10 protein-coding genes are annotated in these 13913 nt (G+C 61.8%); 5 read left to right on the top strand and 5 right to left on the bottom strand.

The features are described 5' to 3' along the window. Positions 1 to 163: 163 nt before the first annotated feature. Positions 164 to 3421, bottom strand: a complete 3258-nt coding sequence (locus WC704_RS00460; RefSeq protein ID WP_372888037.1) for a S41 family peptidase — start codon at positions 3419 to 3421, stop codon at positions 164 to 166. Positions 3422 to 3553: 132 nt separating this feature from the next. Between WC704_RS00460 and WC704_RS00455 the strand changes: the two genes are divergently transcribed. Both WC704_RS00455 and WC704_RS00450 read left to right on the top strand, forming a co-directional pair. Further along, entirely contained in the window at positions 3554 to 7483 is a 3930-nt protein-coding gene (locus tag WC704_RS00455; RefSeq protein WP_372888036.1) for a PAS domain S-box protein, read from the top strand. Position 7484: 1 nt separating this feature from the next. Next, positions 7485 to 8204, top strand: coding sequence for a response regulator (locus WC704_RS00450; RefSeq protein ID WP_372888035.1), 720 nt, complete (start codon positions 7485 to 7487; stop codon positions 8202 to 8204). Here WC704_RS00450 and WC704_RS00445 read toward each other — a convergent pair. Further along, positions 8180 to 8803: a response regulator gene (locus WC704_RS00445; protein ID WP_372888034.1), complete on the bottom strand. Its 624-nt coding sequence runs from the start codon at positions 8801 to 8803 to the stop codon at positions 8180 to 8182. The two genes, WC704_RS00450 and WC704_RS00445, sit on opposite strands and share 25 nt — an antisense overlap. 267 nt (positions 8804 to 9070) lie before the next feature. Between WC704_RS00445 and WC704_RS00440 the strand changes: the two genes are divergently transcribed. Together WC704_RS00440 and WC704_RS00435 are read left to right on the top strand one after the other, a co-directional pair. Beyond that, positions 9071 to 10411 (top strand): hypothetical protein, encoded by a 1341-nt coding sequence (locus WC704_RS00440; protein WP_372888691.1) that lies wholly within the window; start codon positions 9071 to 9073, stop codon positions 10409 to 10411. Between the two features lie 125 nt (positions 10412 to 10536). Further along, positions 10537 to 10728: a hypothetical protein gene (locus tag WC704_RS00435; RefSeq protein ID WP_372888033.1), complete on the top strand. Its 192-nt coding sequence runs from the start codon at positions 10537 to 10539 to the stop codon at positions 10726 to 10728. Positions 10729 to 10733: 5 nt separating this feature from the next. Here WC704_RS00435 and WC704_RS00430 read toward each other — a convergent pair whose 3' ends face one another. From WC704_RS00430 to WC704_RS00420, 3 genes are read right to left on the bottom strand one after another with little or no spacing between them, the layout of a single operon-like run. Then, the gene (locus WC704_RS00430; protein WP_372888032.1) at positions 10734 to 11096 is read right to left on the bottom strand and encodes a hypothetical protein; all 363 of its coding nucleotides are present in this window, start codon (positions 11094 to 11096) and stop codon (positions 10734 to 10736) included. Then, positions 11086 to 11445 (bottom strand): hypothetical protein, encoded by a 360-nt coding sequence (locus WC704_RS00425; protein ID WP_372888031.1) that lies wholly within the window; start codon positions 11443 to 11445, stop codon positions 11086 to 11088. The genes WC704_RS00430 and WC704_RS00425 overlap by 11 nt, the downstream gene beginning before the upstream one ends. After that, positions 11442 to 12110 (bottom strand): hypothetical protein, encoded by a 669-nt coding sequence (locus WC704_RS00420; protein ID WP_372888030.1) that lies wholly within the window; start codon positions 12108 to 12110, stop codon positions 11442 to 11444. The genes WC704_RS00425 and WC704_RS00420 overlap by 4 nt, the downstream gene beginning before the upstream one ends. A 372-nt stretch (positions 12111 to 12482) precedes the next feature. On the opposite strand from WC704_RS00420, the gene WC704_RS00415 reads away from it, so the two are divergent. Next, a complete protein-coding gene (locus WC704_RS00415; protein ID WP_372888029.1) occupies positions 12483 to 13742 on the top strand; it encodes a tyrosine-type recombinase/integrase in 1260 nt (419 codons plus the stop codon). Positions 13743 to 13913: the final 171 nt, after the last annotated feature.

The following is a 13913-nucleotide window of genomic DNA, read 5'->3' as shown; positions in this document are numbered from 1 at the left end:
ACCTATTTGGTTTTTGTAGGACAGCGTTGCTCCTCCCCTCCCTGGAAGGGAGGGGTCGGGGGTGGGTCGGCCGATGGCGGAGGGCTAACGCCCGATAACGGGCCTACCCACCCCCAGCCCCTCCCTTTCAGGGAGGGGAGGAGCTCACCCCCCAGCTACGGCCTTACGGCTTCCCCGCGCCCACTTGCGCCAGCAACACATCCACCGCCGCGCGCAACTGCGCATCCTGCCCAGTGGCCGTCTCGCCCAATGGTCGCTCGACCGCGACATCAACCGGGCGTGGATGCATTTCCATGTCCTGCCCACGCCCGTCCTGAACGCGCGTGCTGGGCGTGCGTACCGAGGAACCATCGATCAGTGGTTCTGCGCCGGTGAAAATGATCCACCCCGCCGTCGCTTGCCCGACAACCTTGCCAAGCCCGAGCGTGCGATACCCCTCGGTGAAATCCTCCGCATCCGACAGCGAGGATTCGTTGGTGACGAGCACGGTCGGCTTGCCGAGCGCGCGTTGCCCCAGTGCCTGACGACCGGGCAGCGAAAAGAGATCACGCGGCGTCATCGTCAGATAGTTGCGGCGCGCGAACACGTCGATCGCATAGCCGTTGATGAAGCCGCCATTGTTGTTGCGGATATCGACCACCACGCCCTGCTTGCCCTGATTTTCGGCATCGAGATCGAGATAAAGCTGGTCGAGCGATTCGGACGACATGTCGGCGATGTGGACGTAACCGAGCTTGCCGCCCGACAGCCGGTCCACCAACGCGCGGCGATCATCGACCCACTGCCGGTAAGCAAGCCCCGCCGCACTCCCGACCGAAACCGGACGCACCACGACCTCGCGACGACCATTCGCGCCCTCGACGCCCAAGCGCACGCGGCGGCCAACGGTGTTTTCCAACAGCGCATCGAGATTGTCGTGCGCGCCGACCGCGACGCCGCCGACGCTGACGATGCGGTCACCCGGCACGATTTTTTCGATCGCCGCTGGCCCCAGCGTCACCACCTCGCGCACAACCAGCCCGCGCCCGGCTTCATAAGCAGCGCGGTCGAAGCGCAAGCCCAGATCGCCGACACGGCTGGACGGCAATGCGCCCGCGCCCGCGAACGGGCGATTGATGCCCGAATGCGACGCGTTGAGCTCGCCGATCATGAGATTGATGATCCGCCGAACTTCGTCGGGCGTGCGCGCGCCCGCAACATAAGGCTGGAAGCGCGCGCGCAGCGCCGTCCAGTCATGGCCGTTGAACCCGGCATCGAAGAATTTGCGGTTGAGGATGCTCCACGCCTCATCGAACACGATCTGCTTTTCGCTGGCAAAGTCGATGTCCATATCGGCGGCGATGGCAATCGGCTTGGGCTTGGGCGTGTCGAGCGGTGTCGAAACGACGCGGCCACCGTCGAGGTAGAACAGCGTCTTGCCGTCGCCCGACAGCGCAAAATCACCCTTGGGACGATCGCTCTGCGTCAGTTGCTGCGCGACCGGCGGCTCATCGGCGAGCTCGTCGAGAGTGTAGCTATAGAGATTGGCGCGCCCTTTTTCCGATGCACGGAAGACCAGCGTCTTGCCGTCGGCACTGATGACCGGGGTATCGGCGCTGAGGCCGAGCGGCAGAATCGTCGCGCGCCCGCGCAGGCCCTGCCATACGATGGTAACGGGTGGCACTTTGGGTGCGGGCGACGGCGCGGCGCCCTTCTTCGCCGCGACCGGGAGCGGCTTTGGCGTGGCGGGCGCGGGCGTATCGGCAGGGGCGTCGGGCGTGCCTGGCTGTTTTCCGGGCTTGAACAGATCGCTGAACTTGTCCTCGCGGAACTTGGGCACGTGCGGCAGCAGATCGATGCGGACGATCCGCGAATCCTCGCTGCGCTGCGCGGTGTCGAACAGGATGTACTTGCCGTCGGGCGACCAGGCGATGCCACCCATCTCGCCATTACCGAGGAAGCTGACCGGACGCGCCGCACCGCCTGCCGCCGGCACGACATGGACGTTCACGAACGAACGCGCATCGCGCAAGGGGAAGGCGACATATTGGCCATCGGGCGACCAGGTCGGGCGCGGTCCCTCACGCCCCTCGGTGGCGACGGCGCCGGTGAACAACGTGCGATCGGCCCCGCCTGCCCCCAGCGTGACGACATGCAGTTCGCGATCGTTGAGCACATAGGCAACCGACTTGCCATCGGGCGCGTAAGATGGTGCCGAGGCAATGCCATGTGTGGTGAGCATCGTCTCGCGACCGCTGGCGACATCATATTCGACCAGCGCATGATCGAGCCCGCGCTCGGAAATGACCAAGGCGCGGCGGCTGTCGGGCGACCACACCACTTCGCGCTCGGCCCCTGGCGTGTTGGTGATGCGCTGCGCCGGGCCGCCATCCTTGGCGGGGGCCGCGAAGACCTCACCGTGGCCGATTACCGCAACCTTCTGCCCGTCCCCCGACACGGCGAGGCGACTGAAGTTTTGCAATTGTTCGTGTCGGCGCGGCGTAGCGCTGGCGGCACCCCGCAGCGTAATCGGCACCGCGCTCACCTGGCCGGTCGCAGGATCATAGCGCCACACGCCGAAATCGCGTTCGAATACGATGGCGGATCCATTCGCCGCCATCGACGGGTAGAGCAAGCGGCCATCGGCGAAGTGCGTCAGTTGTTCGGGGGCAGCCCCCTCGCCCAGCCCGACGCGCCACAGATTTTCGGTGCCGCCGCGCGCGCTCATATAAACGATGCTGCGGCCATCGCGGCTCCACATCGGCCAGGCGTGCTTCTCACCGCCGGGCAGCAAGCGGCGATACGCGCCACCCTCCGCCACGGGCTTCAGCCACAGTTCGGTCTCATCGATATGCGAGGTGCCGTTGCGCCACCATTGCCCGCCGCTCAGGCCGCGCGCGTTGATCGCCAGCGTGGAGCCATCGGGCGAGGGCGCCGCCTGAAATTCGGCGAGGTATTTCTCGCGGCTGACCTGCATCGGCGTACCGCCCGATGCCGCCACGCGAAAGATATCCGCCTGCCGCCCGACATCGGCAACGCCCGAGGCGAAATAAAGATATTTGCCGTCGGGCGACCAGGCATCGAGTTCCTCGGCGGCTTCCGCATAGGTCAGCCGCGTCACCGCGCCGCTGGCGAGATCGAGCACGTACAGATTCTGGCTACCGCCACGGGTCGAGGTGAAGGCGAGCCGGGTGCCATCGGGCGAATAAAGCGGGCGCCCCTCGGTCGCGGCATCGGTGACGAGCGGGCGCGCGGTGCCGCCGGTTGCGGCCACTTCCCAAATGTCGCCGCCCGAAGCAAAGGCAATGAGGCTGCCATCGGGGGACAGGCTCGGTTCGGCGAAGGCCGATTTGGTGCCCTCTTGCGCCAAAGCTTGCGGTAACGCGAAGGCAGTCGAGCTGAGCAGCGTTGCCACTGCGAGGGCGAGACGTCGGAACATCATGAAATACCGCCTTTTTATATTAGAGATTTGCTTGTCGCCAATTTCGCGCAACAAAGCGCAAAAGCGTGTTTCCCACAAGCGCGGCATGGTGTGTTAGGCAGCGCTTAACCGAAGAGGTTCAACAGGGCCGAAATGGACCCTATCGCTCTCCCGACTTCTTCCGACAGGGCAGCAACCCGCCCACCGCGCCTGGCCGCGCTGCTGCTGTTTGCCGGGTTCGCCACGCTTTTGGCGTGGGGCGGTGCCACGGTGTCGCGCGGCAACGGCTATGTTTCGCCCTTGTGGCTTCCCAATGCCCTGCTCGCGGCGATGATCTTGCAGGGCGGTTGGCGCAATGCCTGGTACTGGGTGGCAGCGGCGTTCGCCTCCTTGTGCCTCGCCGATGCTTTGAACGGCGACCCGCTTTTTCAAACCCCCGTGCTCGCTGCGGTCAATTGCGCCGAAGCCGTCATCGGCTGCTGGCTGCTGCTCCGGTGGCGCAATCACGTTCCAGACATGGCGAATTTTGCCGATCTCGCGCGGTTCACGGTGTGTTGTTGCATAATTGCGCCGGCTCTGTCGGGGATTGCGGCTACGCTTTGGCTGGACCCACACGGCCCCTGGTTTGGCATTTCAACGTGGCGGTATTGGTTCCTCGCCGACGGCATGGGTATGCTCATCGCCGGGCCCACCATGCTGATTGCGATCGACACCTGGTATAAGCGCCGCCCGCTCACCCGGCGACGCGCGCTGGAAATTACGCTGATTCTCGCGGCCAATGCCGTCGCCGGTGCGATCGTCTTCCTGCAACCCGCTTATCCAATGCTGTTCTTTGCCCTGCCGATGATCATCTTCGCATCCTTGCGCTTTGGCGTTCCGGGGGCGGCGGCGGCGATCACGGTGGTTGCGGTCTTCGGGGTCATCGGCACGCTGAACGGCCTGGGGCCAGCCTATCTGGTCAGCGGCACACTCGCGACGCGCATCCACATTCTGCAATTGTTCCTCGCCACCTGCTTTGCGATCAGCCTGCCTTTCGCCGCGACGATCGCCGGAATTGAGCGCATCAGTAAGGAGTTGAAACGCAGCCGGGATTTCTCCGAGACGCTCGTTTCATCGATGCAGGAAGTGGTATTCCGTACCGATGCGCAACGCCGCTGGATTTTCCTGAACCCGGCCTGGGAAACGCTCACGGGTTATACGGTTGCGGAAAGTATTGGCCGCTCGCCCGACGCGTTGCTTCCACCCGAAGAACGCGCTGAAAGCAACGAACGCTTTGCCAAGATCATCAGCGGCGAAATCACCGAAACGACGTTCCGGCATCGCTTTATTATTGCCACGGGCGAACACCGCTATGTCGAGGTCACGCTGCGCCGCCTGGCCGATCCGGATGGCACTTTTGCCGGGACGATCGGCACGACCCGCGACATCACACAGGCGGTCGCGACGCAGCACGCGCTCAGCGAAAGCGAAGCGCGTTTCCGAAGGCTCGCCGAAACCGCTCCGGTCGGCATCTTCCGCGCAGGGGCATCGGGCGGCCTCACCTATGTCAACCGCGCCTGGGTCGACAAGGTCGGGCTGACGATGGAGCAAGCGCTTGGCAATGGCTGGATGCGCGCACTCGTCGACCGCACACCGTTTATCGAAAGCCCCCCCTGGCAGGGTTTCAAACCTGGCGAAGTGCGTGTCCGCGACCTGGCGCTACGCCGCCCCGACGGACGCGAATTGTGGTTCCAAACCGTCAACAGCGCCGAATTCGATGAAAATGGCGTGCTGACCGGCTTTATCGGCGCGATCATCGACATCACCGAACAGCGCGAATCGCGGATCGAATTGGCCGAGAGCAAACGCCTGTTCGAAACGCTCGCGGATCTCTCCCCCGCTGGCATCTTCCGCACCGACACCGAGGGCCGGATCACCTACGTCAACCGTGCCTGGATGGAATTTGCCGGGCTGAGTTTCGAACAATCGATGGGATATGGCTGGAGGAAGGCGATCCATCCGGACGATCTGTCGCGCGTCTCGGAGACCTGGACCGAAGCGGTCCGTGGCGCCAAAAAAGTACGAATGGATTTCCGTTTCTCGCGTGGCGGCGTCTCGCGCTGGGTCGAGGTGCTGGCGGTCAACGAATATGATGCCGATGGAAAACGGATTGGTTTCCTTGGCGTCGATATCGACATTACCGAGCGCAAAGCCGCCGAAGCGGCGCTTGCGGCAAGCGAGGAGCAACTGCGCTTGCTCGCCGAAAACGCGACCGACGCGGTATTCCGCCTGTCCCTGGACGGCGTGTGCCTCTACGCATCGCCTTCGTTCCGCGACATGCTTGGCGTCGATCCGCAAAGGCTGATTGGACAAAATATCCTCGTCCGCTTCCACCCCGAGGATTCAGAGGCGGTCTTGGCCGCGCACCGGGCCCTCGCTGCCGGAGAAATCGAGCGATCGGTTACCGCCTTTCGGTGGGAATCGATCAAACGACCGGGGGAATGGGTCTGGCTGGAAGCCAATAATGGCCTGTTGCGCGACCAGGAAACACGTCGGCCGCTCGAGATTATCAGCTCGATCCGCGATATTTCTGTCCGCAAGAAGCTTGAGTTCGACCTCGATTCGGCACGTCGCCACGCCGAAGTTGCCGCCCAGGCAAAGTCGAGCTTCCTCGCCAATATGAGCCACGAAATCCGCACGCCGATGAACGGCGTGCTGGGCTTTACCGATCTGTTGCTGGCGGAAGACCCGCGCCCCGACCAGTTGCAAAAGCTGCAGATGATCGCCGAATCCGGCACGGCAATGATGCGGCTGCTCAACGACATTCTTGATCTGTCGAAAATCGAGGCGGGGCATGTCACGCTGGCACAGGACCGCGTCGATTTGCGGCATCTGGCGAAAAGCTGCGTCAAGCTGGTCATGCCGATCGCGATGCGCGGGGGGTTGGATTTGCGGGCCGACATCGCCGACGATGTTCCGAAACTGGTGATTGGCGACGGGCTGCGGCTGCGGCAGATCATCCTCAACCTGCTCGGCAACGCGGCAAAATTCACCGAACGCGGCTCGATTTTGCTGAGTGTGGCGATGGTGGATGGCGACGTCGCGATTTCGGTCGGCGATACCGGTATCGGCATCGCGCCCGATCGGCAAGCCGCCATCTTTGGGGAATTCGTTCAGGAAGACACCTCAACCGAGCGCAAATATGGCGGCACCGGGCTGGGCCTGTCCATCTCCTCAAAGCTCGCCAAACTGATGCAGGGTTCGCTGTCGCTGTTCAGCGCGGTCGGGATCGGCACGACGATCACGCTGCGCGTGCCGTTGCCGGCAGCGCTGCCTGAAGCGCCCATCGCCAGGCCGACTCCAGCCGCGACCCTGCCCCCTGTGCCCGGCGCACGCGTGCTCGTGGCCGAGGATCATGAGGTCAATCAATTGCTGATAAAGGCAATGTTGACGCGGTTGGGCTACGATCCGGTCATCGCAAAGGGCGGTATCGAGGCGATCGCAAAGGTGCAGGATGCGATTGCTGTCGGAAACCCGTTCGGCTTGGTGCTGATGGACATGCAAATGCCGGACATTGACGGCCTGATCGCCACGCAACGCATCCGCGAAAGCGGCATTTCATCCACCACCCTCCCGATCATCGCGCTGACAGCGAATGCCTATGCCAGCGACATTGCGGCGTGCCGCGCTGCGGGAATGCAGGACCATCTGGCAAAGCCCGTGCGGCTAGGCGCGCTCGACCATGCCGTGCGGCGCTGGGCGATCCCGCCCGCAACCGCTCCGAAACCGGTGGCACTTCCCGCCAGCGCCGACCCAGAATTGATTGCGCAGTTCGAAGCGCGTGTGCAGCGCGTTTTTACCGCGCTCGACACGGCGCTTGGCAAATCCGACACAGCGCCACCCGACCCGAAGCGTGCGATCGACGACGTGCGCGACGCGCTGCATCTGCTTGCGGGGACGGCCGCCTTCTTCGGCAAGGCTGCGCTCGGCACCGCCGCCGCCAATCTCGACGATCAGCTTGGTGCCGGCCACCATATCGCCACGCCGGCATTTCTTGAAACCGCCCGGACGCAATTGCGCGACGCGGCGACAGGAGCCGAATAAAATGGCGACGATCGTCATGGTCGATGATGACGAGCTGCTGTGCGCCATTGTCGCGCGGACGCTGGCGCCGGTCGGCCATACCGTCGTGGCGGTGCGCGATGGCGACGATGCACTCGACATCTTGTGGGAATGCGGCCCCGATCTGGCGATTTTGGACTGCGCCCTGCCCGGCAAGACCGGGCTCACCATTTTGCGCGAAATTCGCCAATCGGCGATGTTCCACACGCTTCCCGTGCTGATCCTGACCGCCCGACGCAGCGAATGGCACTCGAAGGTCGCGATGGAGGCCGGCGCCAACGATTATGTCCGCAAGCCCTTCGATCCGGGCGAGTTGGTCGACAAGATCGAGCACCTTCTGGCAACCGCTGCGGGCTCATCCGATATGGGCACGCTGATCGACCTAGCGCGGCTCGCCGATTTGCGCGCGGCGGTCGGCCACGCCCAGGCTGACACGTTGCTGGCGATGATGACGACCGATATTGCCGAGCGGACCAGCCGCATTGCAGCGTTGCTTGCCGATGGCGATATCGCACAAGCGATCAAACAGGCCCATGCCCTGCGCGGCGCGGCGGACGGGATTGGCGCGCTCGACCTTGCGCATCACTGTCGCGCGATCGAACAGCAAACCGAGCGCGGCAGCGAGCAGATTGCCGCCTGTGCGACCGCGACCATCGCCGCGATCGCACAAGCGCGTGGTCAGGCGGTGACGTCCAGCGCCTGAAGCGCAAGAATTGCCTGTGTGCGGTTGGTGACGTGCAATTTCTTGAAAATCTGCGCGAAATGCGTCTTCACGGTCGTCTCGGCGATGCCCAGTTCATAGGCGATCTGCTTGTTCTGGCTGCCATCGGCGGCGGCGCGCAGCACGCGAAACTGCGCGGGTGACAATTCCCCGATCAGCGACGGCACCTCGACCGGATCCGCCCCCTCCAGCATTTCCGACGGGAAGGACGTTTCGCCCGACAGCAACGTCGTGATTGCCGTTACCATTGCCGACATCGGCTCGCTTTTGGGAATGAAGCCTTTGGCCCCTTCGCGCGCCGCGCGGCGCATCATCGCGGGTTCATCGCTGCTGGTCACGATCGCGATTGTCGCATCCGGCTGCAGGCGCCGCAGCATCAGCAATCCGGCCAAGCCTTGGACATCGGGCAAACCGAGATCGAGCAGGATCAAATCGAATTTGCGGCCCTGCGCCAGGCCGGTCGCATCGGATATGGTCCCCACCTGTTCGATGACGGCATCGGGTTCCACCTGGCGCGCGGCCATCCCCAAGGCAGCGACACACATCGGATGATCATCCGCAATCAAGATCGTTCGAGCCAAACCCCTATCTCCCCTGCTTCATCGGCCAGCGGAAGGGCATTGTGAAAAACGATGCCCCAATCCGCCATCCGATATCCCCCCCCAAAAAATACAACGGAAGTTCAAGCTGTTCAAATGATGGTAGCCGAATTTTTTCGCATTTGTCAGGGGAAATGTTACGTATTGACGTACGATGGATTTCACTGTGCGAAATGATAGTCTGGCGACGTGCCACCGATAATGTCAGCCCGGTGGAGCAGGAGTCGGCGATCGTTTGCGCTGTTGGTTGTGCTCCTCACGGCATTGGCTGGCGCGCACGCGGCCTTGTTTTGGCCGGGCATCCTGACTTGGGATGCAATTCGCCAATATAGTCAGTCCCTTAGTGGACATTATGACGATTGGCACCCGCCAGCGATGAACTGGCTGTGGCGACAATTGGGCGTTTTCGCTGCGGGGCCTGCGCCGATGCTTGTCGGGCAGATCCTGCTATATTGGGGCGGGACGGCCCTGTGGCTGCGCGCGGCGTGGCGCGATCGCCCGTGGGCAGCGGTGATGATCGCCGCGCTGGCAGTGTCGCCAATCGCGGTGGTGCTGGTCGGCACGATTCTGAAAGACAGCCTGTTCGCCGGTGCCTTGCTGCTGGCGAGCGGGCTGCTCGCGGTGGCGCGGCCCGATGCGCGGTGGCTGCGGAGTTTGGCGGCGGCGCTGCTGGTGGCTGCGGCAACCTTGCGCTTCAACGCCGTCCCCGCCTGCCTGCCGCTGCTGGTGCTCGCCCTTCCGGCGGCATGGCGACGGACGGCCCCGCGCCTGGCGGCCACAAGTGTGTTGGCGGCAATACCCCTGGCGCTCGCGCTGCCCGCCGCCAATGCGGCCCTGCGGGCGGAGCGCAGCGGGGTCGAACTGTCGCCGGTGATTTACGATCTCGGCGGAATCGGGCGGTTCAGCGGCGTCGACGTCTTTCCCGCAGCGGGTGTGGCGGATGCGGTCGCGGTCAATGCCGGTTGCTATACCCCGGTTTCGTGGGACCGCTATGCCTGGTGGGGGGCGGAGCCGTGCGCGATTGGCTTTGCCAATCTGCGCGCGCCGCTCAAGGCGGGGCATGGCCCTTATGCCTGGTGGGCAGCGGCGGTGCTGGCGCATCCGCTGGCCTATACGCAGCATCGGCTGGCGCATTTCAACAACAACACGCGCTTCCTGGTGCGCGACGCGGATTTACCGAAGCTGTCGGTCGCGTCCGATCCCAATCCCTGGGGCTATACGCTGCCAGCCTATGCCGCGCGCGATGCGGTGGCGATGGCGGCACAGGCGCTGCTGCAAACGCCGTTCGGCTGGCCGCTATGCTGGCTCGCGCTGGGGCTCGGGCTACTGGTGCTGCGGCCTGCGGTGCGGACGCTCGACCCGGCAGCGGCGATGGCGTGGTCGGCGGTGCTGTATGGCTTCAGCTATCTGCCGCTGAGCGTGGCGTCCGAAGTGCGCTATCATTTCTGGACGATCACCGCGACCGGCATCGCCGCCGCGCTGACGCTCCCGCGCGCCGATATCCGCGCGCTGCCGCGCTGGCGGTGGGTGCTGGCGGGGGTGCCGTTGGCGGTGGTGGTGATTGGTGGGGTGGTGGCGCGGGCGCTGTAATGCTTGGCAGGGTGGCATCGGGGTGAGCAGACATGCGGAATGCGGCGTCACCGTTGCGCCTGCGACTGGCATCGAGGTGCTGGTTCGCGTCGGGTTCAAGTGGCGGAAGATCGCGCAGGGCTGAAATGGCATCGCCGCGCGCCCTCCTCGCCCGTGTTGCCCGCTTGGAGCAGGCAAAGGTATCGGTGCTGGTGCGCCTGATTGGTTCAATAGAGCAATTCGAGGTGAGTGTGATATCGGGCATCGAGAATGAAACGCTAGACAGTCGCGATATGCCTATTGTTTTGGCTTCGGTCCGACGCTGGGCGGATCTGTGAATATTTTAATGTCGATGAATATCCGCTAAGGCCATCACCAGCTTCAATGCAGTCACTCGGGTATTGAGGGTATAATGCTTGCAAAGATCATCAATGTTTTCAGTTGAAACTTCAATGGTTTCCGTCAACTGATAGAAAGCAGAGTTATCAACCAAAAACAAACGGTTAAGCTTTTCGAATGCTTGACTTATGCCATGAAGCACATGAGCCTCCACGTCTTCGTGGAAAATCATCTTTCTATAGCAAAAGCGTTCCAAATCCAGCATTGGGCTGGCCTGAGCGGCTTTTTCAATGATGGTCGCGATTGTTGCAGGGGGCATAGGCTGGGCATCATACCCAGCCCAAGTGGATACTTTCTTAAGCGGCATATGCCGCCGCCACCGGCGGGGGGGCTTCATTACCTTCGTAAATTTCTTCTACGATAAAAAGATTCCGCCTCATCTTTATTCTGAAGATAAGCCCCACAGCACTTACGTGAGTATTGTCATAGCAACAGAAGTAAGAGCCTTGAGGGTAGCCTGGAATTGAAACGATACGGTATCCTGGAATTACAAGCCTGCCGTCCTTCAGGTCATCAGCGTCCATTTTTGTAACAGCATAATAAACGGCGCTAGAGATTTTTGTTACATGACCGTTCGGAAATTTCTCTTGCAGCTCATGCCAAGAGTTTGAGGCGTTGGCCGAGTATTTGAATTTCAGTTTCCACATACTGCTCACTCCGCCCCTCCAGCGTTTGCCATCAATGTCTCGTTAACCAAATCCTTAGCACGTTGCATCTCAGCATCCAAGGTGCGAAGTTGCGTTTGAAGCTCAGATAGCTGTTCAACAAGTCCGCTGCCTTGGGACAAGGTCATAGCGAGGCTTTGGAATTCCGTAAAAATCCCATCTCGCATTGAGATTATTGAACCGACAGCGTCAATAATGGGCTGGCTTGTGTAAGCTGGATCAATGTGCATCCAGAGGGTGTCTGTATCAAGCCAAGCTTCGAGAAGAGAAATAAATCTATTTCTCTCAACCTTGAAACCTCTATTCATTAATAATGCAATGAGGCCTCTTCCAGAATTTATTTGTAGTTCGTCGGTATTTATTAAAAGTTGATCAACACCTTTACTCATGCGAAATAGATCGAGAGCAATCATTTTTAGAACGCGCTGCTGTCGCTCGTTGCGGTCTTGTTTTGACTGTTGCCTGAGCCGATTACCCTCTTTTTGCCATAGGACAATTGCTATTGCCGCACCAATGATGGCGCCGATGAATGCGCCTATAATTTGCGACAATGCACTAGGGTCAAGCCAAGACGATTGAGCGACTGGCAAGTTCACAATTTTGACAGGAATTGCCGACCAATATTGCAAGGTGTGCCCCCGTGCGCTTCCAGCCATCGAGGCAACTGATCGCATAGCGATGTCGATTGCGCAACTATCGCCTTAGCTTGTCGGCAGGTGCTGTCAGTCACAACGGTTGCGGCGGTGTTGCTACACATACGTTAGACAGTACCGCGCATACGGAAACGGGCAGCTCAGGGCTGCCCGTTTAAGTTACTGTCTTAATTGTAATCCATTGGTCGGGGCGACAGGATTCGAACCTGCGACCCCCACACCCCCAGTATGGGACACATGAATACTTAGCTGCACGTCGTAGCACGCAGACACCTGTAAAAGCCTTTTAGTTCAACGGCTTGAAGTCCTTGCAAGGTCGCAGCAACTCGTCGTAACCCGTTCTTCCGTGCTAGATATGTGCTAGAGGAATTGGGAATGGCGAAGATCACGAAAGCATTCATTGACCGGGTCAAAGCACCGGAGACTGAATACGACAATCACTGGGATGAATCGGTGAGGGGGTATGGGTTGCGCGTTACTTCGGGCGGGAAGAAGGTGTTCTTCGTTCAGGGGCGCGTGAGGGGGAAAGCCGTTCAGTTCACGCTCGGTCCCTACGGCGTGCTGACCGAGGACTCCGCCCGCAAGAAGGCGCAGAGCGTGCTCCAGCAAATGCGCGAGGGGATCGACCCGCGTGACGCGCAAAAGGAAGATGCCGCTGCCAAGGTGACGCTCCGCGAGGTGGCGGACGCATATCTCTATGAGCGCCCCGGCATGTTGCGCGAAGCGACGGTCGTTGAGAAGAACCGCCATATTGAGACGGTGTTCGCTGCGTGGAAGGTCAAGCCCATCGCGTCCATCACCGAGGCGGACGTGCGCAAGCGCTACACCGAGATGGCGACAAAGGGGCTGCGCGGCACCCCAGCGCCAGGGCAAGCCCAGATCGCTATGACCACGCTGTCCGTCCTCATCAATTTCGCCATGCGCCGGTATAAGCGGGCAGACGGAACGCCGCTCATCGCGCATAACCCGGTCGCCGCCATGAAAGGTGACTGGCCCGGTTTCAAACCCCGCACCCGCGACATTGACGAGAAGCATGTCGGCGCGACGTGGAACCTGCTCACGGAAATGCGCGCCCATCCGAAGAATCAGGATGCACTTGCCGGTATTGACCTTGTGCGCTTCCTCATGCTCACGGGGTGTCGCCGGTCGGAAGCGGCAAGCCTTGAGTGGCGGAACGTCAATCTGGACGAGGCTTGGTTCCACCTCCCGAACACCAAGAACGGCAATCCAGTTTGGCTCCCGCTGTCGTCGCAGGCGGTGGCGTTGCTCAAGGCGCGCAAGCCGAAGGACGATGACAAGGAGGCCAGCGCATATTGCTTCCCGTCTCGTGCCAAGGGTGGCTTCGTTACCGACACGCGCGCCCCGCTGGAGCGCATCGCCAAGCTGATCGACCAGACCATTTCGGCGCATGACCTGCGGCGCACGTTCGTATCAACGGGTGTGGCAACGCTGGACATCGCCCTCCATAAAATGGAGTTGCTGACCAATCACGTGCCGCAGGGTGTCACGGCGAAGCACTATCTCCGCACCCAGCGCCTCCAATACCTCCTGCCCGAAGCCCAGCTCATCTCGGACTGGATTGAACAGCAGGCAGCAAAGGCGAGCGGTGCCAATGTGGTGGCTCTCCGCGCTTGACGCACGGCGGGGAGCGCACAGCCTCGCGCACAGCGGCGATCGCGTAGCGCTGCCGGGGTAGGGGCGACAGCGCAGCGATTGCGCCCCACGCCGCCTTACAGCGAAGGTCCAAAAGGCACAGGTGCTTAGCCTGTCCCTTTTCGTGACAGGCTGGGCGACAATCGCCGCATT

Origin of the sequence: Sphingomonas sp., assembly GCF_041661885.1 — a bacterium.
In the GTDB taxonomy this organism is placed as follows: Bacteria; Pseudomonadota; Alphaproteobacteria; order Sphingomonadales; family Sphingomonadaceae; genus Sphingomonas.
The sequence above is the reverse complement of the archived record's forward strand: the minus strand, read 5'-3'. Positions and strand labels throughout refer to the sequence as shown.

Coding starts and splice junctions, on each gene's coding strand:
- WC704_RS00460 (WP_372888037.1), bottom strand. CDS start 3,421: ATGATGTTCCGACGTCTCGCCCTCGCAGTGGCAACGCTGCTCAGCTCG.
- WC704_RS00455 (WP_372888036.1), top strand. CDS start 3,554: ATGGACCCTATCGCTCTCCCGACTTCTTCCGACAGGGCAGCAACCCGC.
- WC704_RS00450 (WP_372888035.1), top strand. CDS start 7,485: ATGGCGACGATCGTCATGGTCGATGATGACGAGCTGCTGTGCGCCATT.
- WC704_RS00435 (WP_372888033.1), top strand. CDS start 10,537: ATGGCATCGCCGCGCGCCCTCCTCGCCCGTGTTGCCCGCTTGGAGCAG.
- WC704_RS00430 (WP_372888032.1), bottom strand. CDS start 11,096: ATGCCGCTTAAGAAAGTATCCACTTGGGCTGGGTATGATGCCCAGCCT.
- WC704_RS00420 (WP_372888030.1), bottom strand. CDS start 12,110: ATGGCTGGAAGCGCACGGGGGCACACCTTGCAATATTGGTCGGCAATT.
- WC704_RS00415 (WP_372888029.1), top strand. CDS start 12,483: ATGGCGAAGATCACGAAAGCATTCATTGACCGGGTCAAAGCACCGGAG.